Source organism: Levilactobacillus andaensis (genome assembly GCF_016861695.1).
Taxonomy (GTDB): Bacteria; Bacillota; Bacilli; order Lactobacillales; family Lactobacillaceae; genus Levilactobacillus; species Levilactobacillus andaensis.
This window is the reverse complement of sequence record NZ_BOLP01000020.1, coordinates 20,771-45,180: the sequence shown is the minus strand read 5'-3', so window position 1 is coordinate 45,180 and position 24,410 is coordinate 20,771. Positions and strand designations below refer to the sequence as shown.

Annotated in this window: 23 protein-coding genes; 8 read left to right on the top strand and 15 right to left on the bottom strand. The window is 49.1% G+C overall.

Annotated elements, in window-relative coordinates; all coding sequences use genetic code 11:
* Positions 1 to 102: 102 nt before the first annotated feature.
* The 4 genes from gltX to JUF10_RS12585 form a co-directional block, all read right to left on the bottom strand.
* Entirely contained in the window at positions 103 to 1,593 is a 1,491-nt protein-coding gene (gene gltX / locus JUF10_RS12600; protein WP_203642869.1) for a glutamate--tRNA ligase, read from the bottom strand.
* A 179-nt stretch (positions 1,594 to 1,772) separates the two neighbouring features.
* Positions 1,773 to 2,963: a PIN/TRAM domain-containing protein gene (locus JUF10_RS12595; RefSeq protein ID WP_203642867.1), complete on the bottom strand. Its 1,191-nt coding sequence runs from the start codon at positions 2,961 to 2,963 to the stop codon at positions 1,773 to 1,775.
* 28 nt (positions 2,964 to 2,991) lie between these two features.
* Positions 2,992 to 4,368, bottom strand: a complete 1,377-nt coding sequence (gene radA, locus JUF10_RS12590) for a DNA repair protein RadA (RefSeq protein WP_203642865.1) — start codon at positions 4,366 to 4,368, stop codon at positions 2,992 to 2,994.
* 92 nt (positions 4,369 to 4,460) lie between these two features.
* Positions 4,461 to 5,000: a dCTP deaminase/dUTPase family protein gene (locus tag JUF10_RS12585; RefSeq protein ID WP_203642863.1), complete on the bottom strand. Its 540-nt coding sequence runs from the start codon at positions 4,998 to 5,000 to the stop codon at positions 4,461 to 4,463.
* A 668-nt stretch (positions 5,001 to 5,668) separates the two neighbouring features.
* Between JUF10_RS12585 and JUF10_RS12580 the strand changes: the two genes are divergently transcribed.
* Together JUF10_RS12580 and rpiA are read left to right on the top strand one after the other, a co-directional pair.
* Positions 5,669 to 6,010 carry an acetyltransferase gene (locus JUF10_RS12580; protein ID WP_203642861.1) on the top strand — a complete coding sequence of 114 codons (342 nt, stop codon included), beginning with the start codon at positions 5,669 to 5,671 and terminating at the stop codon, positions 6,008 to 6,010.
* 5 nt (positions 6,011 to 6,015) lie between these two features.
* Entirely contained in the window at positions 6,016 to 6,702 is a 687-nt protein-coding gene (gene rpiA, locus JUF10_RS12575) for a ribose-5-phosphate isomerase RpiA (RefSeq protein WP_203642854.1), read from the top strand.
* Between the two features lie 113 nt (positions 6,703 to 6,815).
* On the opposite strand, the gene JUF10_RS12570 is transcribed toward rpiA, so the two are convergent.
* Complete coding sequence (locus JUF10_RS12570; protein ID WP_203642852.1) at positions 6,816 to 7,292, bottom strand: DUF2798 domain-containing protein; 477 nt, start codon at positions 7,290 to 7,292, stop codon at positions 6,816 to 6,818.
* 109 nt (positions 7,293 to 7,401) lie between these two features.
* Between JUF10_RS12570 and JUF10_RS12565 the strand changes: the two genes are divergently transcribed.
* Entirely contained in the window at positions 7,402 to 7,827 is a 426-nt protein-coding gene (locus JUF10_RS12565) for a MarR family winged helix-turn-helix transcriptional regulator (protein WP_203642851.1), read from the top strand.
* Positions 7,828 to 8,080: 253 nt separating this feature from the next.
* Here the strand turns inward: JUF10_RS12565 and JUF10_RS12560 are convergent, their stop codons facing one another.
* The 5 genes from JUF10_RS12560 to JUF10_RS12540 all read right to left on the bottom strand — a co-directional run bounded on the left by JUF10_RS12560 (position 8,081) and on the right by JUF10_RS12540 (position 14,284).
* Positions 8,081 to 9,415, bottom strand: coding sequence for a C1 family peptidase (locus JUF10_RS12560; protein ID WP_203642850.1), 1,335 nt, complete (start codon positions 9,413 to 9,415; stop codon positions 8,081 to 8,083).
* A 175-nt stretch (positions 9,416 to 9,590) separates the two neighbouring features.
* Positions 9,591 to 10,820 carry a serine hydrolase domain-containing protein gene (locus JUF10_RS12555; RefSeq protein WP_203642849.1) on the bottom strand — a complete coding sequence of 410 codons (1,230 nt, stop codon included), beginning with the start codon at positions 10,818 to 10,820 and terminating at the stop codon, positions 9,591 to 9,593.
* Positions 10,821 to 11,028: 208 nt separating this feature from the next.
* Positions 11,029 to 11,700, bottom strand: coding sequence for a 2,3-bisphosphoglycerate-dependent phosphoglycerate mutase (locus tag JUF10_RS12550; RefSeq protein ID WP_203642848.1), 672 nt, complete (start codon positions 11,698 to 11,700; stop codon positions 11,029 to 11,031).
* Positions 11,701 to 12,241: 541 nt separating this feature from the next.
* Positions 12,242 to 13,297 carry a DMT family transporter gene (locus tag JUF10_RS12545; protein ID WP_203642847.1) on the bottom strand — a complete coding sequence of 352 codons (1,056 nt, stop codon included), beginning with the start codon at positions 13,295 to 13,297 and terminating at the stop codon, positions 12,242 to 12,244.
* A 39-nt stretch (positions 13,298 to 13,336) separates the two neighbouring features.
* Positions 13,337 to 14,284, bottom strand: a complete 948-nt coding sequence (locus JUF10_RS12540; protein WP_203642846.1) for an AEC family transporter — start codon at positions 14,282 to 14,284, stop codon at positions 13,337 to 13,339.
* Between the two features lie 365 nt (positions 14,285 to 14,649).
* Between JUF10_RS12540 and JUF10_RS12535 the strand changes: the two genes are divergently transcribed.
* The 5 genes from JUF10_RS12535 to JUF10_RS12515 all read left to right on the top strand — a co-directional run bounded on the left by JUF10_RS12535 (position 14,650) and on the right by JUF10_RS12515 (position 20,225).
* Positions 14,650 to 15,780, top strand: coding sequence for an LCP family glycopolymer transferase (locus tag JUF10_RS12535; RefSeq protein ID WP_203642845.1), 1,131 nt, complete (start codon positions 14,650 to 14,652; stop codon positions 15,778 to 15,780).
* 115 nt (positions 15,781 to 15,895) lie between these two features.
* Positions 15,896 to 16,204 carry a hypothetical protein gene (locus tag JUF10_RS12530; RefSeq protein ID WP_203642844.1) on the top strand — a complete coding sequence of 103 codons (309 nt, stop codon included), beginning with the start codon at positions 15,896 to 15,898 and terminating at the stop codon, positions 16,202 to 16,204.
* A 514-nt stretch (positions 16,205 to 16,718) separates the two neighbouring features.
* Positions 16,719 to 17,366 carry an EAL domain-containing protein gene (locus JUF10_RS12525; protein WP_203642890.1) on the top strand — a complete coding sequence of 216 codons (648 nt, stop codon included), beginning with the start codon at positions 16,719 to 16,721 and terminating at the stop codon, positions 17,364 to 17,366.
* Between the two features lie 356 nt (positions 17,367 to 17,722).
* Positions 17,723 to 18,853: a GGDEF domain-containing protein gene (locus JUF10_RS12520; protein WP_203642843.1), complete on the top strand. Its 1,131-nt coding sequence runs from the start codon at positions 17,723 to 17,725 to the stop codon at positions 18,851 to 18,853.
* Positions 18,854 to 19,094: 241 nt separating this feature from the next.
* A complete protein-coding gene (locus JUF10_RS12515; RefSeq protein WP_203642839.1) occupies positions 19,095 to 20,225 on the top strand; it encodes a GGDEF domain-containing protein in 1,131 nt (376 codons plus the stop codon).
* An 89-nt stretch (positions 20,226 to 20,314) separates the two neighbouring features.
* Here the strand turns inward: JUF10_RS12515 and JUF10_RS12510 are convergent, their stop codons facing one another.
* The 5 genes from JUF10_RS12510 to JUF10_RS12490 all read right to left on the bottom strand — a co-directional run bounded on the left by JUF10_RS12510 (position 20,315) and on the right by JUF10_RS12490 (position 24,328).
* Positions 20,315 to 21,139 carry a PTS system mannose/fructose/sorbose family transporter subunit IID gene (locus JUF10_RS12510; protein ID WP_308440216.1) on the bottom strand — a complete coding sequence of 275 codons (825 nt, stop codon included), beginning with the start codon at positions 21,137 to 21,139 and terminating at the stop codon, positions 20,315 to 20,317.
* 16 nt (positions 21,140 to 21,155) lie between these two features.
* Complete coding sequence (locus JUF10_RS12505) at positions 21,156 to 21,953, bottom strand: mannose/fructose/sorbose family PTS transporter subunit IIC (RefSeq protein ID WP_203642836.1); 798 nt, start codon at positions 21,951 to 21,953, stop codon at positions 21,156 to 21,158.
* A 687-nt stretch (positions 21,954 to 22,640) separates the two neighbouring features.
* On the bottom strand, positions 22,641 to 23,144 hold the full coding sequence (locus JUF10_RS12500) for a PTS sugar transporter subunit IIB (RefSeq protein ID WP_203642834.1): 504 nt from the start codon (positions 23,142 to 23,144) through the stop codon (positions 22,641 to 22,643).
* Positions 23,141 to 23,560, bottom strand: coding sequence for a PTS sugar transporter subunit IIA (locus tag JUF10_RS12495; RefSeq protein ID WP_203642832.1), 420 nt, complete (start codon positions 23,558 to 23,560; stop codon positions 23,141 to 23,143). Before JUF10_RS12495 ends, JUF10_RS12500 begins: the two co-directional genes overlap by 4 nt.
* Positions 23,561 to 23,698: 138 nt before the next feature.
* Positions 23,699 to 24,328 (bottom strand): HAD family hydrolase, encoded by a 630-nt coding sequence (locus JUF10_RS12490; RefSeq protein ID WP_236008234.1) that lies wholly within the window; start codon positions 24,326 to 24,328, stop codon positions 23,699 to 23,701.
* Between the last annotated feature and the right edge of the window lie 82 nt (positions 24,329 to 24,410).

Sequence of the window (24,410 nt, the reverse complement as noted above, 5' to 3'; positions counted from 1 at the left end):
CACAGAACCAAATGAGTTAGCTCCATTGTAGCATATCCCGGAGAAAACAAAGAAGCCGAATGAGCAGCTTATCCGCTCATATTCGGCTTCTTTACCAAAACACTAGCCTTCGAGTTGGGCTAACGTCTGGTGAATGTGTTGTAAGGCCGTCTTGCGACCAACTAATTCAATGGATTCTGGTAATTCTGGACCGTGCATTTCGTGGGTTACGGCAATTCGGATTGGCATCCAAAGTTGACGACCCTTGATACCGGTCTTGGCTTGAACGGCCTTGATCACGTGGAAGATTTCTACGGAGTCAAAGAGGTCCAGCTTTTCAATCTGTTCAGCGAATTCCTTCAACACGATTGGTGCCGTGTCATTGCTGATTTCAGCTAAGGCATCACCAGAAACCTGTTCTGGTTCCTGGAAGAAGACGGAAGCCATGTCATTGATTTGGGCCATGTAACTCATTTGCCGCTTGTAAAGGTTGATGAGTTGACGTGACCATTCAATCGTTGACGTGTCAGGGTTAGCAGGAATGTTCCCCGCCTTGATCAATTGCTTCAAGGCCAAGTCCATGATGGTACTGTCGTCGGCATCCTTGACGTAACGGTTGTTCAACCATTCCAACTTATCGCTGTCAAACGTTGCAGGTGAAGAACTCAGGCGCGTTTCGTCGTACATCTTGATGAATTGCTTCCGGTTGAAGATTTCGTCTTCGCCCACTGGTGACCAGCCCAACAACAGAATGAAGTTGAACATGGCTTCTGGCAGGTAACCCAAGTCACGATATTGTTCGATGAATTGTAAGACGGATTCGTCACGCTTGGACAGCTTCTTACCGGTGTCCTTGCTGATGATCAAGCTCATGTGGCCGAACTTTGGTGCTTCCCAGCCGAATGCTTGGTAGATCATCAATTGCTTTGGCGTGTTGGCAACGTGGTCATCCCCACGGAAGACGTGGCTGATTGCCATCTTGTGGTCGTCAACCACAACGGCAAAGTTGTAGGTTGGCATGCCATCGCGCTTGGCGATAACGAAGTCCCCACCAATGGTATCGGAGTTGAAGGACACGTGTCCCTTAACCATGTCGTCCCATTCGAAGATTTCGTCCTTGGGTACGCGGAAACGAATAACCGGCTTCAAGCCCTTAGCCTTAGCGGCGTCAATGGCAGCTTGTTTTTCTTCTTCGTCCATACCAGCGTATTCATATTCGTAGTGTGGCATTTCCTTACGAGCTTTTTGCGCTTCCCGGTCGGCAGTTAATTCGTCTTCCGTCCGGTATGATTCGTAAGCCTTGCCTTCATCTAACAGTTGTTGGATGAGTGGCGTGTAAATGTCGCGCCGTTCGGACTGACGGTAAGGACCGTAATCCCCACCGACATCGGGACCTTCATCCCAGTCCAAGCCGAGCCACTTTAAGTTTTCTAATTGGCTCCGTTCACCGTCAGCGATGTTCCGCTTCGTATCAGTATCCTCGATCCGAATGATGAACTTACCCTTGTTGTGACGGGCAAATAAATAGTTGAAAATGGCCGTCCGGGCATTACCAATGTGTAAATGACCGGTTGGGCTCGGTGCGTACCGAACCCGAATTGAATTTTTCGCCAAAACGTTTGCGCCTCTTTCTAGATTTATTTCACGTTTTATTTAAATACTGCCATGTTTTCATGACACAGTGCCTTAAGTGTACAATGCCATCGCGGAAAAATAAAGGTGTGGGCCTCAATCCTTCCCAGAAAACGGAAATTGGCGCCGTAACTTCCCGCTACGGTACCAATTTTTGACTCTTACCGAGAACGTTTGGTGTTCTTGGAGCCAGTGCTTGTTTTGCCTGTGCCAGATTTCCCGGCATCGGCCTGTTCTTCGATGTTCTTGCTGGAGTGCAAGGGCTTAGCGAAGATCATTCGCCCAGCATCCGTTTGAATTGCGCTGGTAACCACAACATCGAGCTGCTTGTTGATGAAGTAGCGGCCATCTTCAACGACGACCATCGTTCCATCATCCAAGTAAGCCACCCCTTGTTGCCGTTCGGTCCCGTTCTTAACCACCATGACGTGGAGGTTTTCACCCGGGATAACTCGTGGTTTCAAGGCGTTGGCTAACGAGTTAATGTTCAACACCTGCACATTTTGGAACTGAATCACTTTATTCAGGTTATAGTCGTTAGTCACGATGACCCCGCCGTTTTGTTTGGCGAGCGCAATCAACTTGCTATCGACCTCGGGAATATCCTCGAAGTCCCCCTCATACATTTCGATTGGCATGATGTGTTCGTTTTGGAGTTTGTTTAGAATATCCAAGCCCCGCCGGCCCCGCACCCGTTTGATGGAATCGCTGGAGTCTGCAATATACTGCAGTTCGTACAGCACAAAGTTAGGAACTAACAATGTCCCTTCCAGGAACCCGGTCTTCGCCAGATCATAGATCCGCCCATCGATTAAAATGTTCGTATCCAAAATCTTATAGTGATGGAAATTCGGTTCCGTTTGCTTATCCAGAACCTTTTTATCGGCCTCTTCCTCGGTCTTCTTCGCCCGGGGTTGGAACAGCTTTCGCCACTCCTCAGCCCGAATCTTGCTGAGTCGTGTCCCACTGCGGAACCCAAAGTACCCAAACAGGATCATCAGGATCAGTGGAATCACGTTACTGATGAAGAATGAAGGCACGCGGAAAAGAAATTGCGAAATCAAAAGGGCCAACGCTAAGCCGACAATCGTAAGTAAACTGCCAAAAATCAAAGTCATTGGGTTCTGCTTGTTCAAGTAAGCCTCGACCTGATTAATCAATCGAATCAAGACTCCCGCAAAGAGCATACCCAAAATAAGGAAAATAATAGCACCAAGCAAGACATTGACAATTAGGTTGTTGACGAGATGATTGGAGATTCCCATCACGAGCCAGAGACGCGTGAGGTACACGGCACCCATGATTCCACCTAAGATGGCAAATATGACTAAAATAACTGTCCGTTTACGCATAAATTCACCTCCCTTCAAAGTGCCCGACTTAAACGTCCAGCGCTAATTTTAAAGTCTGCCGTAACGTGGAGACGCCGATGACTTCAATGCCCTTCGGTGGCGTCCACCCCTGCAGGTTATTCTTAGGAACAAAAATTCGTTTAAACCCAAGCTTCTTAGCTTCACCGACCCGTTGTTCGACCCGACTGACCCGGCGAATTTCACCGGTCAAGCCGACTTCACCCACGAAGCAGTCCGTAGCATTCGTCGCGGTGTCGCGGTAGCTAGAAGCAATACTCATAGCGATGGCCAAATCAATGGCCGGCTCGTCGAGTTTGACCCCACCAGCCGCCTTTAAAAAGGCATCCTGATTTTGTAGCATCAAATTGGCCCGCTTTTCCAGCACGGCCATCAGCAGGGAGACCCGGTTGCGATCCAACCCACTCGACGTCCGTTGCGCGTTACCAAAGACCGATGGCGTGATCAACGCTTGCACTTCTACTAAAATTGGCCGCGTCCCTTCCATTGAAACCACAATGGATGATCCGGTAGCGTCCTTGAGCCGTTCTTCGAGGAACATTTCAGATGGGTTGGCTACCTCATAAAGGCCGCCATCGCGCATCTCAAAGATCCCCAATTCATTAGTTGAGCCAAACCGGTTCTTCACTGCCCGCAAGATTCGGTAACTGTAGTGCATGTCGCCTTCGAAGTACAAGACCGTATCCACCATGTGCTCCAGGATCTTAGGGCCAGCGATGGCTCCACCCTTGGTCACATGACCCACGACAAAAATCGTGATGCCGTTGGTCTTCGCAATCTGCATCAGTTCGCCGGTGACCGCCCGAATCTGAGAAACCGAGCCAATGGCGGATTCAATGCCAGGTGCCTGCATGGTTTGAACGGAGTCAATGACCACGTAATCCGGCTGCATCTCTTCAATATTTTCCCGAATGCTGGCCATGTCAGTCTCTGGATAGAGATAAAGATGATCACTGTTAACCACTAAGCGGTCCGCCCGCATCTTGATCTGTGACGCACTTTCTTCACCAGAAACATACAAGACCTTGCCACCAGTCTGGCTGAGTTGCCCAGACACTTGCAGCAACAGCGTGGATTTCCCGATTCCGGGGTCCCCACCAATCAGGATCAGTGAGCCGGGGACGATTCCCCCACCTAAGACCCGGTTGAGTTCTTCCATCTGCGTCTTCACACGAGATTCGGTTGAGTGCTTGATCTCACTCATCAGCTGTGGCTTAGAGTGCTCACCAGAAGGCTTGATTCGCGTTGATTGTGGCTTGGCCGACTCCGGAACGACAACCTCTTCGACCATCGTATTCCACTCGCCACAGTTTGGGCAACGGCCCAAGTAACGTGGCGAACTATAATCACAATTTTGACAAACAAAGTTCGTTTTCTGTTTAGCCACGTGCATTCCCCTTATCTCTTAATTTCAGTACCCCTATTTTAGCATACCACGGGTGGTTTCCCCCACTAGTCTGTTGGGATATTCTAAAAAAATTAGTTTCTGTCGGATGAGCCAAATCCACCGGTCCGCCGCTGTTCTGGAATCTGTTCACCGTCGGCTAACAGGTAAGGCATGAACAAGCCTTGGGCAATTCGCTGGCCCTTTTTGATGACCACATCTTGGAGACCAACGTTGACCAGTTGGACGAAAATTTCGCCTTCGTTTTTTTCATTGTTGTAGTAGTCAGCGTCGATAATCCCGACCCCATTGGGCAAAATCAAGTTATGTTTCAACGGATTGCTTGACCGGTTAGCCAACATCAGAACTTCTCCGGGCCGCATGTATGCCTTGATTCCGGTTGGAACCAGCCACGGCTTGAGGTCGTGGTTGCCGGCGGTCAATTCGGCCGTCGTTAACTGTTCTCTATGCCGCAAAGGCTTGAACGCGTGTAGCAAGCCATGCCGCCAAATAGACGGTAATGTAAAGTCCTCAGCACATTCAAAGTCATATCCCGCCGCCTGTTGAGTGGTCCGGTAAGGCAATTTGATTCCTTTATCCGCATATTTACTAACAATTTCAAATCCCCGTTGCATAATTAAACACTCCCTCATCGATTTTTACGTCGCAACTTACTCTGTTACTAGGATAAGCAAGATACGACTAGATTACCAGCAAAAGCGTGTTCCCCAGACGAAGTTTCTTTGAATCGCGTGAAAATTTCCGCACTACGGCTGCCAGGGATTCCGCCTGCTGTGGGGACGCTTCAGCCAAAGAACGGGCTTCTCGCTCGTTTTGAAGCCACGAAAAAAGCGTGGCTTCAAAATCGCCCATTGTGTAGGCTAGCAAGGAACGCTAACCAACACAATTCTCACAGCTGGCTCCGTCCCTGTCCTCCTCCGGCTTAGCTTGGACTCATCAACTACAAATAAATCCATAAATATCTTACGCTATCAGTTTAATCGGAAACAATGCTTTAGTTCTTAACTTTTATCGCCATTACATCATTAGATAGCTATGTAAGCCGAGAGACCGGCAGATATGGTCTCAGGCGCATCGATCTACTTAGTCAGTTGGTGCTTTTCCTGCTGTCTTAGTGGGAGACCGAGCTTGAAGACTCGTGTTCTTCGAGGCTTCAAACTTGGTCCGCACCATTTCCGGCCTAAATCTGCCGACCGATAAGGCGTTCGAGAAAAGGAGTTGACAAGCGCCGCGTGATAGACCAGAATCTAAGGTGTAACTGGTCACGAAAGGAGTAACCGCCATGACGATCACGGAAGAACCCGGCCAACTGACCATTACTCAAGATGAGCAGTTGCTGGCAAGCCTACATTACTTACGTTTAAGCACAACGAGTTGGGTCCTTGAACAGATTTTCGTTCGCCCCTCTCAGCCCGCAACCGAACGTGCCGCAGACTTGATAAAACGTTTTACGGAATTGGCTACTGCCGCGAACGTTACCGTTAAGGTTCTTGATCCGTACGCCAAACGGTACTTCACGCAACACCCGGCCCCCGACCTCTTAGCTGCACATCAATTGCCAGTTAGTGGCGCGGCGGCCGTTCAGCCAGTTGCCTTACACATCAACCATTCAGAAGAGGAGTAGTGATAATGGATCAAAACGCATTAAAGGCCCTTGTTGGCCAAGAAGCCGTCAAGTACGTTGAAGACGGGATGATTTTAGGAATCGGTACTGGGTCGACCGTTCGTTACATGATCGACGCACTCGGAGAACGGGTCAAGAACGAAGGCCTCAGCATCGTGGGGGTCGCTACCTCTGACCGTTCTGCCAAACAAGCCCGCGACTTGGGCATTACCATTAAGCAATTAGACGAAGTTGACCACCTCGACTTAACTATCGACGGTGCCGATGAAGTCGACGACAACTTCCAAGGCATCAAGGGTGGCGGTGGCGCTCACCTCTGGGAAAAGATCGTTGCCATCAACTCCAAGAAGAACCTCTGGATCGTTGACGAAAGCAAGCTGGTTCACCATTTAGGTAAGTTCCCCTTGCCACTGGAAGTCATTCCTTTTGGCTCCTCACACGTCTTAGAAAAATTAGACAAGATGGGCTTCAAACCGGCCTTTCGGATGAAGGAAGACGGCACGCACGTCTTGACCGACTCTAAAAACTACATCATCGACCTGCACCTAGGTCGCATCGACCATCCCCACGAATTAGCTGACACCTTAAACGGCATCGTGGGTGTTGTGGAACACGGTCTGTTCTTGGACACCGTCAACACGGTCATCGTTGGTCGTCAAAATGGTCCCGAAGTGTTGAACGCTCGCGACTAATTGTAAAATTTAGCTAACAAAAAGCATTATCTCACCGACCCTAATTTTTAGATCATGAGATAATGCTTTTTTATTACGGTGAGGATTAATCGCCTTCACCTTTACCAGTATTTTTATTTAACAGCTGATCGCTTAAGCGGCATGATTCGGAAGACAAGGTTGCGGACCACCGGCATCACAAAAATTTCCCGGATAAAGTAAGCCATGGTCAACGTGCCAAAGAAGCTGAGCACGAACTGACTCACCGTCATGTGGAAGAGCGTTCCGTTCATCAACAATGCCCGGGTGCTCATGGTAAAGCACATCGTCAGCAGCATCGTCCAACCCCGAATGGCATTAGCCTTTAAGCGAATCGCCGCTTCATCGGCCATCCGCCGCGTCCGCAATTTAATCAATAAGTTTGCTAGATTACCAACGACCACAAAGTTAAGGACAAAAGCGAAGGCAATTGTCGGCAGAACTGACACCAGGAATAACCGCCACATCGTACTCGTGAGGCCGAGATTCTTGGCCATCCCCAACCAACTCATACTAGTGGCCATCCCAGTACACATTAATAAACTAAAAAGTAACCGTTGTTTTAAATTCATTTAAAATCCTCCATATAGTTGCTAAAGCAACTATTACAGAATAGTCGATTTTAGTTTATTTGTCAACCATATGGTATGCTATACTAAACCCTAAAAGGAGGCCGTTGCCTTGGACATCGTAAAAATCGGAAAATTCATTGGCGCCCTGCACCGTCGCTTTCAGACGGCTATGAATCATCAACTGACTCTCCCAGAAATCAATGCTAGTAATGCTAACTTTCTCCTCTTCATCAGCGACCATGACCGGGTGACGGCCAAACAGATCACGACCGAACTCGCCATCAACAAAGGCCTGGTGAGTCGCGAAATGACTCGGCTCGAGAACGCCGGCTACACGACAAGGACCCCCGACGACGCTGACCATCGCAATACCTGGATCAGTATCACCCCCAAGGGAATGGCCGCCTGCAAGACGATTCGGCAGGTCAAACAGGGGCTCTGGGACCAGGTTCTCGGTGACACCCCTGCCGCCGACATCGAACTCGTCTTTACGCAGCTGGAGGCGTGGAGTGAACAGGCCAAGAAATTCAAATAAACTGAGCGTCGGACAAAATGCAATTAGTCAATGAGCCTTAACGTCGATAGACGACTAATCCTGATTTTGGATTGTTTGTCTATCGGGATTAAGCGGCGTTGATTGCCTTTTGTCGCCCGTTTCGACCATATACGTTTGGAACACAAAAAGGGCCAGAGACTTTTATCCCAGGCCATTTGCTATCTCCAAATTCATCCCAAACAAAAAAATCTTACCGACCGCTTTTACGCAGTCAGTAAGATTTTTGTCGTTATTAAGCTAAGGCACCCATTGGATCCCAAGGGGCCAAAACAGTTGGTTCTTCGGTTTCTTGGATCTGCTTTAAGTCGTCAGGCAAAAATTGCTTGTTCACAACAACTTGGTAGCAGTATTCGTCCATCCAAGCGTCGCTCATCACGAAGTAACCCTTCGTGCCGACCTTTTCACCCCAAGAGTTTTCAACTTTCCACTTGGTAGGTTGACCGTCGACTAAATCGACACCGGTCAAGACCATGGCGTGGGTCATCATACTTTCCCCGTAGTCCAGGCGTTCTGCCTTGGTCGTGGAGAAGTCGATGTTGAAGAGGGCATCCTTGTCATAGAACTTGGTGTCCATGATCCCCTTTTGCCGTTCTGAGGATTGACCAACATCACAACCGAACCAAACGGATTGGCCAGCTTGTAATTGCTTGATGGCTAATTGCTTGAAGTCGGCCATTGTGACGTTCAAGTGCTTCACTTGACGGCCGTTGACCACGTTACCCAGCATTTCGACCGTGTAGGTGTGGTTGTATGGCTTGTCAGCAGTTGGCGCGTTGATGATGGAAACGTAGTCGGTCAAGTCCCAGTCGACGTACTTGTCGAAGAATGACTTTGGCGTTAAGCCCTTGTCGATGTGGTAGTTCTTGTCATCGTCGCGGTATTCAAAGTCAAATTCACTGACGGGTTGGCCTAATGAGAAGCTCAGTAAGCGGTAAACTTCGCCGAGCATCTTGTCCTTGGCAGCCGCGATATCAGCATCACTAGCCTTGTCCGCAACCAATTTCCGTAAAGTAACGGCGTCCTTACGTAGCTTCAAGTTCAACGTACTGTTCAGTTCGCTAGACTTTGAGCTGTTGTAAGTTTCAGGCATAACGGACTTAGGAACGATCCCGTACTTCTGGATGATGGCACACAACATGTCCCATTGACCACCGTCTTGTTGCGGGGTGGCCATTAAGAAGGCAACCTTCCGGCTAGACGTTGGTTGGTCAGCGGTGGCCAGCACGTTTTCGTAGAAGTAGTTGGCTTTTTCAAATTTGTCCCAGAAGTTAGTATAGTTTTGAGACAATTCAAAGTCACTTAAATTAAAGAGGTCTGCTAAGTGATGACGCATCGTGTTCAATGCGGCAAACATCCAGCAACGACCACTTTGTTTTTGGTTCGCAACTTTCCCGGTGTCCAAATCAATGGAGAAGACGGGAGTCATGTCGGTTTCAGAAGCGTAATCGGCAGAGGTTGCTAAGATTCCTTGATGGCTGACGGCGCGTTCTAAGACCTTCGCGGTGGGGTCAGTAGCTAATGCTTGTTGATAACGGGCGGTTTGATCCGCCGTGATTTCTTTACTCAATGACGTCACTCTCCTAACTATTCTCTCATTGTACCCCAATTTTCTCATTTTTTGTATAGGTTTCAGAAAACTGGCGTAATTTTCATGCTGTTTAGTCATTTTTCTTAGGAACGTTTGATCAAACGTTGGCGCAAAAAAGCGGTCAGAGCCATCACATCCCTAACCGCCACTTTATCTAATTTAATTTTGGTGCTGCTAAAACGTGTTTAAATGTGGAAATGGCTAAATCTTCCGTCGACCAATCCGGCCACATCGACTTCTTGTAGAAGTTGTTCGATAGGAAGACAACGCCGGTCTTGCCATCACGGCTCATGACGAAGGTGCCCTCGTAGAAATCGCCGACCCCGTGGCCGTAATAACCGATGCGATCGAGATGGTACATCCCGCCAGCATAGTAGGCGTTCTTGTTGGTGGCCTCATGTAAGACGTTGGCCCCGGCCTTCGACGTGAGTAACTTGCCCTGAATGATGGCCCGTTCAGCACGGAACATATCGCCAGTACTCATCGTGACATTTCCGGTCGCAATTTGGGCTTCCATGTCACGCATCGACGGCAACTTCGGCGTTGAAAAATCGCCTGGCGTCGTGCCACTATAGCCGACCGTCATCCCCTTGGTCTGTGACCTCAGTTGGGCAAAACTCGTATGATTCAAGTTCAGCGGCGTCACTAAGTGTTGATAAAACAGCTTGTAATACGACTCGTGCGTCACCTGATGTAAGATGCCCGCTAACAGGACATAGCTAATGGGTTGATAGTCAAATGTGTTGATGCGTTTCGGATTGATCTTTGCCGTTTGCTCGGCATACTTATAAACCCCAGCTTCATTTAACGTGGTTGTCGGCGCCATCTCACCGGTCAGCCCAGCCTCCATGTTCAACATCTGCCGTAATGTGATCCGGCCGCTGTGCCGAATGCTAGGATAATATTGACTCAGCCGGTCCGTCAGCTGTAATTTTCCCTCTTGAACGGCCTGCATGACCAGCATCCCAGTCAATGACTTCTGTAACGAGTTGATCAAGAACTGTGACGTGACCTTGTTGGCACGCTTCTTCTTGGCGTTAGCCTTCCCAAACGACCGTTGATAGACCACGTGATCGTTCTTAACGACCAAGGCCGATCCGGAGAACTTCTTCGCTTTTAATTCCTGGGTTAACTTCGCCGTAAATTGTGGTGCTACCGTCACTTGTTTCTTATCAAAACTAGTTTTCAGATGTGTCCGTTGTTGCCGACTCTTTAATGCATCATAAGCAATCTCTTGTTTCGTTTGCTTGGCGTTGGCTTTATTGGCCTTGGTAACCTCTTGCTCATCCTTAGAATCGATTGAATGCATGCCATAGACCACACCGCCAATCCCCAAGATGACGGCCAATAGCACGGCCCAGTGCCCCAAATTTCTAGTATTCAATTTTCTCGCTCCCCCATAGTGTTTCCCACTAGCTTTACCCTGATTATACAAAAAGGCCGGTTAAAAACAATCTTTTATCCCCAATTGTCCTAACCGACCTAAATATCTTATTATTTTGTTAACCTCTGGTGCGTGAAATTTCGAATTCTTTAGCCATTATGACCAGTTATCAACTCATTTAGTCCGAAAATAGATGACGTTTTGTCCCTTACAGGACTGTCTTCTTTAACACGTTCAACCGATCATCGAAATCATACTGAATCGGCTCACCATTTGCCACCTCAACCTGACTGATATCGGCATCCGCGACCTGGTCGAGGTACTTGATCAGTGCCCGCAACGTGCTCCCGTGAGCAACAATTAACTGGTTATCCCCATTCAATAATCGGGGGGCAACCTGGTCTTCCCAGTAAGGCATCAACCGGTGGTACGCCATTTCTAGGCTCTCCCCGCGGGGCTCAACGTGTGGGCCAAATTGATCATAACGGCGGTCCTGCGTCACGTGGTCCAATAACGGCGGCACGGTCTCAAAGCTCCGTCGCCAAATTTTGACTTGGCGCTCGCCCACTTCCGCTTGGACCGCTGCTTTATTTTTCCCGCGCAGGGCACCGTAATGCCGCTCGTTTAGCCGCCAAGACTTGTACTCCGGAATGTATAGCTGATCGATGGCCTCCAAAACAATGTCTGACGTTACGATGGCCCGCTGCAGCATCGACGTGTGAAGCGCTGCAAACTGAATTCCAGTCTCTGCGACCAACTTTCCAGCGGCGACCGCCTGCTCACGACCCTTGGCCGTCAGGGGAACATCACTCCACCCTGTAAAAATATTATCCCGGTTGGCGACACTCTCTCCGTGCCGTAAAATGACCAGCGTTGCCATTGACCATGCTCCCTTTCTCTCATCAATTCTCACCCACAATGATACCATACGTTTTGTGTGCGGCCTTGAAATTTGTGTGCTCTTTCACTAGATTATTACTGTGGTATCAGCATACCGCACTGCGGCTGCCAGGGATTCCGCCTGCTGTGGGGACGCTTCGGACTGAGAAACGGTCCTCTCGCTCGCTTTTAAGCCGTGAAGACCACACGTCTTAAAAGTCGCCCATAGTGGTAGCTGCAAGCTACCACTATTTCCACGGCTGGCTACATTCCTGGCCGCCTCCGGCTCTGATTGATCATTGCCATTCCAATGTTATCTGCACATAGACTTGCAACGTTTACTGCTCAACATATAATCGACTGCTATAGTTGTTATCTTCGTTGCTGCCAACGTCCGCCAAGTTTCACCCTAATATGTTGGAATATTAGTAATCCATCTAAACGCTGCACGCCAGTCATCGTTAAAACCAGCCTACCCAAACAAAAAGCGTCATCGACCACAGCTTTCGCCTCAGTCCACAACGCTTGCTTAATTTATTCGTTTAATCCGTCGATGACGATTCCGTGTGGCGGGCCGCTAATTTAGCAGCAGCCTGTTCCGCAACGGAAACTGGTGCATCGTCGTCTTGAAAGTCGCTGGCATCTTCCTCTGCCAATGCAGATTCCCGTGCCTTGACCCGGTTCCCCATGAAGGTGATGACCGACCCAATCAGGATGATAACGATCCCGATAATGGTCGTTGTCAAAATCCGTTCGTGAATCAACACGGCGGCTAAGATGGGCGCTAACCCTGGCTTAATGAAGAACACCAGTGAGGCCGTAGAAACGTCGGAACGTTCCATGGCCAAGAAGTAAAAGGCAAACCCACCACCGGTCACACAGACCCCGATGAAGAAGAGAATCCAGAAGTACTGTAGGCTCACATTTTTCAGAATTGGCATTGCCGCAAACTGTTGCATCCAGCTCACCTGACGCATCCCACCGGCAATGGCTGGCACGTGCGTCAACAACATGATGACCAACAGCTCAAATGACCCGGCCAAGAAGGTAAAGCAGGTCATGACAATCCCGTTAAAGTGATGACGCACAGACCCCCACCGCGACACGATGCTGTACAGGCCAAACGTCAAGGCAGACCCAATGGCTAACACTAAGCCGACTGGATTGGTTAAGTGGGCGGGGTTCACAATGACCACCAGCCCAATGATCGACACGATAACGGCGATCAAGTTCGCTCGACCTAACCGTTCGTGTAAGATGAAGTAAGAAAAGATCAGTGCAAAGACGGGGTTACAGCTGAACAACACGGCCACCGTTGAAGCTTCATCGACGGTAATCGCCAGTTGATACAACGTCATACTGATAATGACACACACCAACCCGGTCAGGAAGAACAACGCCCAATCGGAACGCGTTAACCGGTGGCTTTGCTTATGTAAGGCTCGGAGCGCGATTGGGAGCAAGATAACGCCCCCAATAAAGAAACGGATCAAGTTCAGCTGAATCGGGTTAAACGCCCCACCAGCGGACTTTAATGCAATTTCCATAGAACTAAACATTAACGTTGAAAACGCGATATACAGCATTGTTTTTCTCAAAACGAAAAAATGTTCCTCCTTATAAGTAAACGATCATAGTTAGGCAACGTGCTGGACGATGACCATCAAAATCGGAATCACCACTAAACTTAGGAGGGTCGTTTCGGTTACCATGATGGCCGCGTAATCCGCATCGGCGTGGTAAAGTTTCGCCACAACTGGTGCGTTAGTCATTACGGGCATCGCTGCTTGCAAAATAAAGACTTGTTTCATAATCAACGGCATCCCCGTTGGAATCACCAGTAGCCCCATCAACACGGGGGCCACGATAAAGCGGCCCAAGAGGATTCCCAGACTGTCACGGTTAAAGCGGACATTTTGCAGTCCGGCCCCGGCAATCGCCGTCCCAATAAAGATCATCGACAGTGGAATCGTCAGCCCGCCGACATACTGAAAGTCCTTCATGATCCAACTTGGCAGTTGAATATTCAGAAGTACCAGGAGCACCCCAACGATAAACCCCAACAACGGCGGTGAGAAAATCTTCTTCAACGTCTCTTTCAGGTCGAACTTTGCGGTTCCCTGACCGTCACGTTGAATCAGATAAACCCCTAACGTCCAGAAAAAGGTCGTGTTGGCCATGTAATAGACCAGTACGAATGGTAGGCTCTTCGGTCCAAACAAGGCTTCGTTGACGGGTAGGCCGACAAAGACCGTGTTGGAATTTAGAAACATGGACTCAAATAAACCACGGTGCCCCGGTTTGATCCGGAAAAGGTGAAAGGCCACAATCGACAACCCAAACATAATTAGCATGGAGACCACTGGGAACCGGAGATCTGGTAACGTCTGCTTCAGCGTTGCCGCCGAAAATTTGGAAGTAATCGTATCGATCATGTACGCGGGTAAGGCAATCTGCGTCACCAAACGCGCAATTAACTTTGGCGCTTGGTCGTCAAACCAGCCGCGACGGGACAACACGTAGCCCAGTGCAATCATAACTAAGATAATTAAAACACCGGACACACTTCGAATAAATATGGCCATCCGCGACCCTCCCCACGAATCGTAACAAAAAATTAGAGTTTCTTAAGCAACTCTTCGTATTATAGCATAGGACGGCGGCTAGGCCCTTTAGCAAGCGGTTACAGTTACCGAATTAACACCGTTTAAGTTGACTTGACAACTTAATATTTCTAAGGAAATCTGGTATAATTCTCGCTAGTTGGGGCCTGAACCGCCCGGGCGTCCGTTTACGTACGCCGAATTTTATGGTCTAATTAGTAAATTGAATCAACAGATAGGATTCCAGGGGAATTTAAAATCTGGTAAAGGTCACTTGGTCGTCACCCAGAATAGTCACCTCCGTGGCTTATAATGGGTTAAAGATTTTAACGAGGATGAGGAATAATATGCCAAAAGATAATGGAAGTAAACGGCAACGGTCTCCTGAGGACTTTGAACAAGTCTTCGATCGTCGCGCCGATCAACACTCACACTACAAAGCACCCACCGTTCACCCCCACCGGCCCATCATGTGGACGATCATCATCGCCCTCATGATTCTCCTGACCGGGGGACTTGCATACGGCCATCAAGCTTGGACGTCTGCCAAGAAGACGTTTAGCGCTACTTATCAATCTTCAAACATTGCGAAGAGCCGAAACGTCTCCTCCGTGCTTAAGAAGAACAAACCGTTCTCAATTCTCCTTTTGGGAACTGATACCGGTGCGTTGGGTCGTTCCGATGTCGGCCGAACGGATACCATCATGGTTGCCACCATCAATCCGCAGAAGAAGACGGCTTACCTGACTAGTATTCCGCGGGATACGCGGGTGACCGTGGGTTCCGGTGCGAACTCGTCGATTCAAAAGATCAACGCGGCCTACACGATTGGTGGTGCCAGCACAGCGGTTAAAACCGTTGAAAATCTGTTGGACATCCCCATCGACTTCTACGCCATTATCAACATGGGTGGCCTAGAGAAGATGGTCGACTCGGTCGGCGGGGTCGATGTCGTCCCACCATTAACGTTCACGTACAAGTCAGCCAATGTTAAAAAAGGCGTTAAGACCCATTTGAACGGGAATCAGGCACTTTCTTACTCCCGGATGCGTTACGACGATCCTAAGGGCGATTACGGCCGGCAAAAACGGCAACGTCAAGTTCTTCAAAAATTGGTCGTGAAGGCGGCTGGTCTGTCATCGATCACCCGTTACCAGACGATTCTAAAGTCATTGAATGGTAACCTAAAGACCGACCTGACCTTTGATGACCTGATGCAGATCCGGGCCAAGTACGGCGACGCCTCTCACCACATCAGTTCCGAAACGCTTCAGGGACAAGATGCGATGATCGACGGTCTCTCCTATCAAGTGCCAACCACGACCGAACTCAAGAAAGTCTCCAATCACATTCGTAAGACGCTGGACTTAACCGACACGACGAAGTTCACGACGGATGCTGATACGTCCACGACCGGCGCAACCGACAATGGTAATGGGACAACTGATAACAATAATAATGGTGGCTACGGCTACTAACCTTAATTCATGAAGGTACGCTATCGACTGATGGCGTGCCTTTTTTGATTGCCAGCTGCTGGCGAAACGCCTATCTTCAAGACATGTCCAAGTTAATAAGAAAGAATCTCTTACTATGGCACCCCTACTTTCCCAAGTGACCGCTGCAGAACAGTCGCAGCTTCAAGCCCTGTACACCAAAATCAAGCCGTACTTTGCGACCATCGAAGGCCGGAATCCCCTGTCCTCATTTGACGACATCACCTCTAAGATTCCTGGCATTCCGGTTGAAAAGACACACTGCCTCAGCATCCACGCCGCTAATCAAGTAGTCGGCCATGTCTGGGTCTTGAAGAAACACCAACCAATCTGTACATCTTACATCTATCTATTGGCCAACAATTTCAGCGGCAACACCTGGGCCAAGCCACTATTGACGCTCTAGCCAGCCGTTATCCTCAGATGGCGACCTTCACGTTGATGGTCGCCACCAAAAATTATGCCGGGCTCAAATTCTGGTTATCCACTGGTTTTGATCACTTATGCTATGTTGAAGCCCCGATGAGAATGCTGTAACCAGTACGGTTGAGCTGGAACTCAAGAAGCTGCTGGGAACGCGTCCCACTGCAAACTAGTTGGCGAGCTGGATTTCTGGTCACCATCATGTGGCTCTTATCCAAAAGCGGCTTCAAAATACACCGTTGGTTTCCCGGACGATGCATTTTTTGATTGACAAGACTAGTGCTGGCCTGGTAATATCAGGTCCGCGCTCATTGCTTATCGTTAACTTTTAGTAAGTTCGTTAAAATGACGAACAATTCAAACAGTCTCCACCCTAATTTAGTTGCAGCCTGACTAGCTGACCACATTAAACGATATATGACGTTGCGCTTTCAAAGTTTTGCGCTAAAATAGTAGGTAATCAGATGATTAACAAAATTTTTAAGGAGTCGACCGGTATGTATCGTTTCTTTGTTCAGCCACAAATCAACCAAGATGATCATCAAGTTTTTGGCTACGAAGTACTTCTGCGTAAGCAACAGAATGATACCTGGGTCTTGCCTAAAAACTTTACCGAGATTTCGGTCGAGGAACAGGCAAAGCTCCTAGAACAGACGGCGGCCTCGTTACACACGGCGGTCACCAACCAAGTTTTGGCTTTTAACTTGAATAATCAACAGCTACGCGATCCCCTCACCTTGGGAACTATCATCGCCTTAAAGAAGCGGATAAATCCGGCGGCCCTAACCATTGAGCTCACCGAAGCGCCTACTCTTGAAGAGGTGAAAGGTTTTAGCATCGCCCTGCACCAGTATGGGATTGGCCTAGTTCTCGATGACGTCGGCACGGGATCGAACACGTACAACAACATTGTTCACCTCTTGCCGTTCGTCGATCAGATTAAGTTCGCCATGCAAAATCTCCGGATGAACGGTGACGCCGACAAAATTCCAACGAGTCTGGCATTTTGGGCGAAAATTGCTCATGAGTATCGTCTACAGCTCATTCTTGAGGGTGTCGAAGATAGTCATGATCAAGCTCTCGCCAAGCAATTTGGCATTACGTTGCATCAGGGGTATTTGTACGGCAAACCTAGCTTAGTGTAAAGTAGCAAGAGTGGGGAAAAAGGCGGTTAGTCAATGAGCATTAACGTCGATAGACGAATAATCCCGGTTTTGGATTGTTCGTCTATCGGGGTTAAGCGGAGTTGACTGCCTTTTGTCGCACGTTTCCGCCGTATACGTTCGGAGCGCGCAACGGGTCTGGGACTTTTGTCCCAGACCCCCTATTTTTCTAAACTTACTAAGATTTAATGACTTTTTCTCATCTTATGAGTTAACATGTAATTGTGATATTAATTAATATAATTTACTTACTCGGAGTGCAATTTTGTCTCGCCGTCGTTTGACGTCTCATCATATTAGTTCACCCCATAAGTAATTAGATTGGAAGGCGTTAAACAATGACTTGGTCTCACTGGTTTGTTACCCCTGCTTTCACGAGCCTGTTCTTTCTTCTCGGCGTTTTAACGCTCTACTGGTTCGTCACGAATCAGCTCATCCACGCGCTGAAGAAACGGGGAAAGCACCCCAATATTGAAAAGCTTCGTGCAAATGTCGGGGTCATCTACATGATTCTAATGGTGGTCGCTGTCCAAATCAGCGTTCACGGGACCCACAATAGTTGGGTCTTCTCGAACTTCTTGATTTTTGCGATGGTTTTTGTCAGTTACTTTTTGATGCTGGAGATTCGTTTCTGGCAACTGTTATTAGGTATTCTGATCTTCATGACCGTTAACGGCACCATCTTCTTCTCCCTCTCGTGGGCCTATGCCGCTATCTACCTCGGGTTCTTTTACACGATGAAGCTCGTGCGGCAGCATCGCAATGCCGGCTGGCTAGCCTACATCGATTACACCCTCGCCACACTGCTCTTTTCCACGGCATTGTGGATCTTAGTTGGCTTTCGTTTCGATCTCCCCGCGTGGACATTGGTTTGGGAAATTCTCTTCAGTTACTTCTTATTGACCATCATGTACATCTACGTCAACTCGCTCATGTCTGGCGCCAACACGTTGGCCGAGCTGACCTACACCACGAATTATGATGAGTTGACCCACGTTAAAAATTACTTCGCCTTTAAAAATGAATTCAGTAGTACCTTTGATCATGCAAAGGTTAAGGGCCAACCGTTAACCCTGATGTTATTTGACATTGACCACTTTAAGCACGTCAATGACACGTATGGTCACTTGACGGGTGACTACGTCTTGAGTCACGTTGCCCAGCTAATTGCCGCCCAGCTCAAGACGATTGACCCCGCCCTGGTGCTTTACCGAACCGGGGGCGAAGAGTTCACGATTCTCTTCAACAACTACACGGCAGATCAAGCCCGTGAGCACGTTGCAGCGATTGCCGACAACGTGCGGGATGCCGAATTCCATCACAATGACAACGATATCGACATCAGTATTTCAGTTGGCGTCACCCAGATGAAGGGTAACGATGAAGGGCAGGTCGATATCTATAAGCGTGCCGACCAGAACCTGTACTATTCCAAACGTCACGGCCGTGATCAGGTCACGTTTGGTTAATCTCATCCCCTTGTCCGCAAAAGCCGCGGCAACCGGTAATGTGACCGGTTGCCGCGGTATTCGTTTATTCTCAAACTTGCACATTTTTACCAAATATTTAGTACCCACTTTTCTTTTTAAGCGTTAATATATAATTAATGAACTAATTAATACGTTTTACTTACTAAAACAAAACAACTAAATTGCTCATGGCTCATCAGCACCAAAAAATATTCCCAACAGATAGGATGGCGTTATTACAATGACTTGGTCACAATGGTTTGTTACCCCGACTTTAACGAGTCTGTTTTTTCTTCTCGGCGTCTTAACGCTCTACTGGTTCATCACGAATCAGATCATCTCTCTGCTCAAACGTCAGGGCCGCCGACCGGATGTCGATAAGATTCGCTCGAACGTCGGGATTATTTATATGGTGATTTTTCTAATCGTCGTCCAGCTACGAGTTGGCGCCACGACCAATAGCTGGGTGTTTACGAACTTTCAGATCTTTTCAATCGTCTTCGTCAGTTACTTTCTGATGCTAGAGATTCACGTCTGGAAAATGCTACTCGCCATTCTCTTCTTCATGGTACTCAACCAGACCCTGGACATTGGATTGGCGTGGATTTTCGCGGTCTTCTACATGTCTTTCTTCTATTCCATGAAGGTCGTCCGGCGCCACAAAAAGAATCGGTGGTTAAATTATGCGTCATACACCATCAGTACTTTTATTTATTCGGCCGTCCTATGGGGCATCGTTGGTATGCGCTTTAATCTCGAGCGCAGTACAATTCTCTGGGAACTGCTCTCCAGTCTGGTCATTCTCGCCGTCATGTACGTCTACGTCGATTCTCTAATGGCTAGTGCCAACACGTTAGCCCAACTCACGTACACGACTAATTACGATGAGCTGACCCACGTCAAGAACTACTTTGCCTTTAAAAATGAACTCAATGATGTCTTCGACAAGAGTCGAACGCACAACCAACCGTTGACACTTATGTTGTTTGACATCGACCACTTTAAGCACGTCAACGACACGTATGGTCATCTGACTGGCGACTATGTGTTGAGCCATGCCGCCCAGCTCATCTCCGAGCAGCTCCAAAAGATCGACCCAGACCTAGTCCTCTATCGGACTGGTGGCGAAGAATTTACGATCGTCTTTGCGGGCTATACGGCTGACGAGGCGCGGGAAGCCATCACGGGTATTGCAAAAACGGTTCGGGAATCCCGCTTCCATCACAACGACAATGACATCGACATCAGCATTTCCGTCGGCGTTACCCAGATGCTAGGCTCCGACGACAGTCAGGTTGCCGTGTACAAGCGGGCCGATGACAACCTCTACTATTCCAAACAACATGGCCGCGACCAGGTCACGTTTGGCTAAAACGAACACCATTTAAAAATGCTATCCGGCAGAATTGCTGGGTAGCATTTTTTGATGATGCTATTTTAAATACGATTATTCTCCGCACCTTACCGGAGTAACCCCAGCCAATAACCACCGAGACCCAAGATAAACACCCCTAGTAATAACCAGAGGGGCTTCACATGGTGCCGCAGTAACCAGACGCACACTAGCGTCAAGACCAGCGGTAATAGGCCCGGCAGCAGTTGATCAAGCATGGCTTGTAAGGATAGGCTAGCATGTTGACTGGACGCAATGATCGGTGCGAATTTAAACCGCGTCCACCGTGGGACGATGGCACCCATGACAAACATCCCGACGATGGAAGCGCCAAGCGTTAATTTCTGCAGAACGCCGCTACTCAGGAACGTCACGACCTTTAATCCCTGCAAATATCCCCAGCGTTGTGTGGCCCAGCGAAAGCTTAGCCGCGCCACATTCCAACCGATGAAAAACACTAAGGGACCCACGATGCCAAAGCCACTCAATGCCAAACTAGCAGCAAAAGCACTCAAAATCGGCCGCAATGTCCCCCACCAAACGGGATCAGCCACACCAGCGAGTGACCCCATCATGCTGACCTTGAGCGCCCGAATGTCGTTATCACTGACCCCTTTACCGTTGGCATGGTCTTCCTCTAGGGACAAGGTGACCCCGGTAATTAAGGACTGCATGTATGGCATGGTGTTAAAAAGTTCCAGATGCCGTTGTGCCGCTTGAATTCGCGCTGCTTTTTCCGGATAGAGTCGGCGAATGGCCGGCACCATCAGGTAGCAAAAACCCAAATTCTGTAGTCGCGGATAGTTCCAGGCCGCCTGTTCCAAACCGGAATGGCTGAAGACCAGCAACTGATCACTCAGGGTCAGCGTTCGCAATTTTTGTTCATTTTCCACTTCACTGACCCCCTTCTTATAAGTCATCTAACTCTCGGTCCAACTCATCCTCAGCAGCCGATGATGGACCCGAACCGCCGTTGCGCGGCGTGTCCTTGGACTGAAGCTTAATGTACAAAATAGCTAATCCTACACCGATCATGCCCAGCGCGACGAGGCTGAGGTGACCGTCCGTGGCCAACGCAAAACCGATGAAGAAGAATGGCCACAACTGGCGCGTTGCCATCATGTTAATGACGATGGCGAAACTGACCACGACCAGCAAACCGGCAGAAACCCGCAGACCACCACGCAAGACTTCTGGTATAGCGTAGTAGCCCTGCTGAATCCAAGCTGCCGGTAGCAGCATGAACAGCGCCGTGGGAATCATGACCCGCAAGCCTTGCAGGGCCACACTGCTCCAGTGTAGCCAGGTAATGCGATGTAAATTTCCCTGAGCCGCGGCCACGTCGGCCTGTGCCACAAGTGGAATAATCAGTTTACGTAAGCCTCTGGTCAGGCCTTGACCGACCAATGCCAAGGGAATGGCTAAAATAACGCCTGCGGCTGCGGGTAAATGTGCGGGACCACTGACCCACCAGGCCGCAACGACCGCCGCTAACGCCGGATCAGGCGCCACAGCCGCGCCAATGTTCATCCAGCCTAGCGTCACCAACTGCAACGCGGCCCCCAGCGCAATCCCGCTGACCAAGTTACCGGTCGCCAAACCGACTAGCGTACAGGCCACGATGGGCTGATGAAATTCCCATTCATCCACAACGCCTTCGACACCGGCTAAAAAGGCCACAATTAAAACGCCCCAAATACTGCTCACGTTGCCATCTCCTCTCTTTTGAATTATTTATTAAAGGTTGAAAGCATCCAAATACTGTTTAAGCCCAGTATAACAAAGATATTATCGTTAAAATTAGGCAACTCAGTCCATCCTTCGCCTTACCGGCCGCCAGATATGGGCTGGAACGGTGCGGACACAACTTGAAGCCTCGAAAACCGCGAGTCTACAAGGTTGGTCTTCTGCTAAGCCGGTGGAAAATCGCCACCACCTAAGCAGAACGACGCGCCTGAGCCCATATCTGACGACCTCTCGGCTTACACAGCGACTTTTTGTCAACTAGGAAGATGAGCGTAAAATCGTTATCAGTTGCACCAAAGATGTTGAGTCCGCAATCCTTTTAATAGTTGTTCTGATAGAACACAACCTGAGCCGGAGGAGGACAGGGATGTAGCCGGCCGTGATAATGGAGTAGGCTGGCATTCTTTGCTAGCCTACTCCATGGGCGACTTTTAAGACGCGTGTTTTTCGCGACTTAAAAGCGAGCGAAAAGACTGGTGTTCTTCCAGGCTGAAGCGTCCCCACAGCAGGCGGAATCCCTGGCAGCCGCAGTGCGGCAAATTTAGTTCTGTCAGTTATGTAAGTGAGCTTACAATCATCACTAGATTTATCCGCCTCACACGCCGCAAAAACACCCCGCTCGAGTGGGGGTGACCACCGAGTGAGGTGTTACGACAAACCCTTTTTACTTGCTAATGTTAAGAATGACTGTTGTCGGTCGTTAGGCACCGTCTGCGTGTAGACGTGCACGCCAGCGGCTTCAAGCTGCTTAGCGGCGGCAATATCTTCCTTGCCGGCAGCCACACTGTCCGTTAACATGGTCTTCTTCACCGTGTAAGCGACGTTTCCCACGTTAACGCCAACGCCCTTCAGATCAACGCCCTCGGCGACTAATTCGGCCATTTCGGGTAACGTTTCGGTCAAAATTAATGGCCGGAACCCGTCAAACCGGGCATCGCGATAAATCTGAACCATTTTCGCTAGTGTAATCACATTAGCCTTGGCCTCCGCCGGCGCAGCCTGTGTAATCAACATTTTCCGAATCTTATCTTGGGCAACACTGTCTGAGACGACCAAGATCCGGTTTGGCCGCACATTTTTAGTCCAAACCGTCGCAACCTGACCGTGGAGCAACCGACTGTCCACGCGTGCGAGTTGAATTGCCATTGTCATAGTAAATCATCATCTCCCGTATCTGCCCGTAAATCCAAGTGACGAACCCCGCCCCGGGCCGTGCGTTCCAGATGTGGAATCACATCAGCTAACGGCTGGTTTTGAATCGATAACGCTTCGATCAGCATCGGCAAATTAAGTCCAGCAACCAATCCATAATTATCTGGGTTCTGGGCAACGAGACGACTGGCCGCATTAAAAGGTGAGCCGCCCCACAAGTCGACTAAGAAAAGTAATTCTGTAATTGGTTCCATACTTTCAATGGCCGCTTGATAGTGATTGGCCAGATCTTCGACGCTCTCGTTTGCCGCCAATGTAACGGCGAGTACGCGTTGCGCCTTTCCAAATATCATTTCGGCACTCTGTAAAATTCCACGGGCAAATTCCCCGTGACTTGTAACGATTATGGCAAGCATGCTGCCACCCCTTCGTTGACCGCTCCATGGCGGCCTTTCGTAAAATTTAGTCCGCTTTAAATATAGCATAAAAAAGCGTTTCCAGCTACCCCAGTCCGGGATACTTTAGGGGGAACGCTTCTCATTTTTCCTGTCAGATTACGCTTTTAGCAGTGTCAACATCGCTTGTGGCGTCATGAACGAGACATCGGCCGTGAAATCCGTGGGCCGTTTGCCATTCCAACCAGCAAACCCAAAGGTCACGTGGGCGGCCTTAGAGGCATCCGCGTCATAGACCGTATCGCCGACGTAGACGGTCGTCTCTGGCGTTGCATTTAGCCGTTTCATCGCCAGTAAAATCCCATCCGGTGCTGGCTTCCCATGAGCAATGTCCTCAGCAACAATGGACTGGCTAAAGTAAGGTGCGAGGCCGTGGCCCACAACATCCCGGTCAAATTCAAACTGGCGCTTAGACGTCATGACCGCCAAATTGGCCCCAGCATCCCGCAACTTGCCCAGAGCGTCCTTGACCCCGGCGTAGACCGCAACGGTGTCCTGATACGGTTTCTCTTCAGTCTTGGGCGTCCATTCGGCCAAGACGCCGTCAATATCTTTGATGCCTAACCGAATCAATGCGTCACGGCTGGGAATCCCAAAGGTTTTGGCCAATTCTGGATAGGGCCAGTTCATCCCCCGTTCGTGCAAAACTTCCTGTAACGCCTTAATGTACATGGCTTCCGTGTCCAATAACGTGCCATCAATATCAAAAATAAAATTTTTAATTGTCATCGCTTAAAGCACTCCTCGATTCAGGTTATGGTGCCGGCCCAAAGAAAAAAGGCATGGTCATTTCTGACCACACCTTAGTTTA

Excerpts from the sequence above, each read along its gene's own strand:
- JUF10_RS12500 (WP_203642834.1), bottom strand. The coding sequence starts at position 23,144 with ATGACAATGGCAATTCAACTCGCACGCGTGGACAGTCGGTTGCTCCAC.
- JUF10_RS12550 (WP_203642848.1), bottom strand. The coding sequence starts at position 11,700 with ATGGCAACGCTGGTCATTTTACGGCACGGAGAGAGTGTCGCCAACCGG.
- JUF10_RS12515 (WP_203642839.1), top strand. The coding sequence starts at position 19,095 with ATGACTTGGTCACAATGGTTTGTTACCCCGACTTTAACGAGTCTGTTT.
- JUF10_RS12525 (WP_203642890.1), top strand. The coding sequence starts at position 16,719 with ATGTATCGTTTCTTTGTTCAGCCACAAATCAACCAAGATGATCATCAA.
- JUF10_RS12490 (WP_236008234.1), bottom strand. The coding sequence starts at position 24,328 with ATGACAATTAAAAATTTTATTTTTGATATTGATGGCACGTTATTGGAC.
- JUF10_RS12520 (WP_203642843.1), top strand. The coding sequence starts at position 17,723 with ATGACTTGGTCTCACTGGTTTGTTACCCCTGCTTTCACGAGCCTGTTC.
- JUF10_RS12495 (WP_203642832.1), bottom strand. The coding sequence starts at position 23,560 with ATGCTTGCCATAATCGTTACAAGTCACGGGGAATTTGCCCGTGGAATT.
- JUF10_RS12580 (WP_203642861.1), top strand. The coding sequence starts at position 5,669 with ATGACGATCACGGAAGAACCCGGCCAACTGACCATTACTCAAGATGAG.
- JUF10_RS12530 (WP_203642844.1), top strand. The coding sequence starts at position 15,896 with ATGGCACCCCTACTTTCCCAAGTGACCGCTGCAGAACAGTCGCAGCTT.
- rpiA (WP_203642854.1), top strand. The coding sequence starts at position 6,016 with ATGGATCAAAACGCATTAAAGGCCCTTGTTGGCCAAGAAGCCGTCAAG.
- JUF10_RS12535 (WP_203642845.1), top strand. The coding sequence starts at position 14,650 with ATGCCAAAAGATAATGGAAGTAAACGGCAACGGTCTCCTGAGGACTTT.
- JUF10_RS12570 (WP_203642852.1), bottom strand. The coding sequence starts at position 7,292 with ATGAATTTAAAACAACGGTTACTTTTTAGTTTATTAATGTGTACTGGG.
- JUF10_RS12585 (WP_203642863.1), bottom strand. The coding sequence starts at position 5,000 with ATGCAACGGGGATTTGAAATTGTTAGTAAATATGCGGATAAAGGAATC.
- JUF10_RS12595 (WP_203642867.1), bottom strand. The coding sequence starts at position 2,963 with ATGCGTAAACGGACAGTTATTTTAGTCATATTTGCCATCTTAGGTGGA.
- JUF10_RS12540 (WP_203642846.1), bottom strand. The coding sequence starts at position 14,284 with ATGGCCATATTTATTCGAAGTGTGTCCGGTGTTTTAATTATCTTAGTT.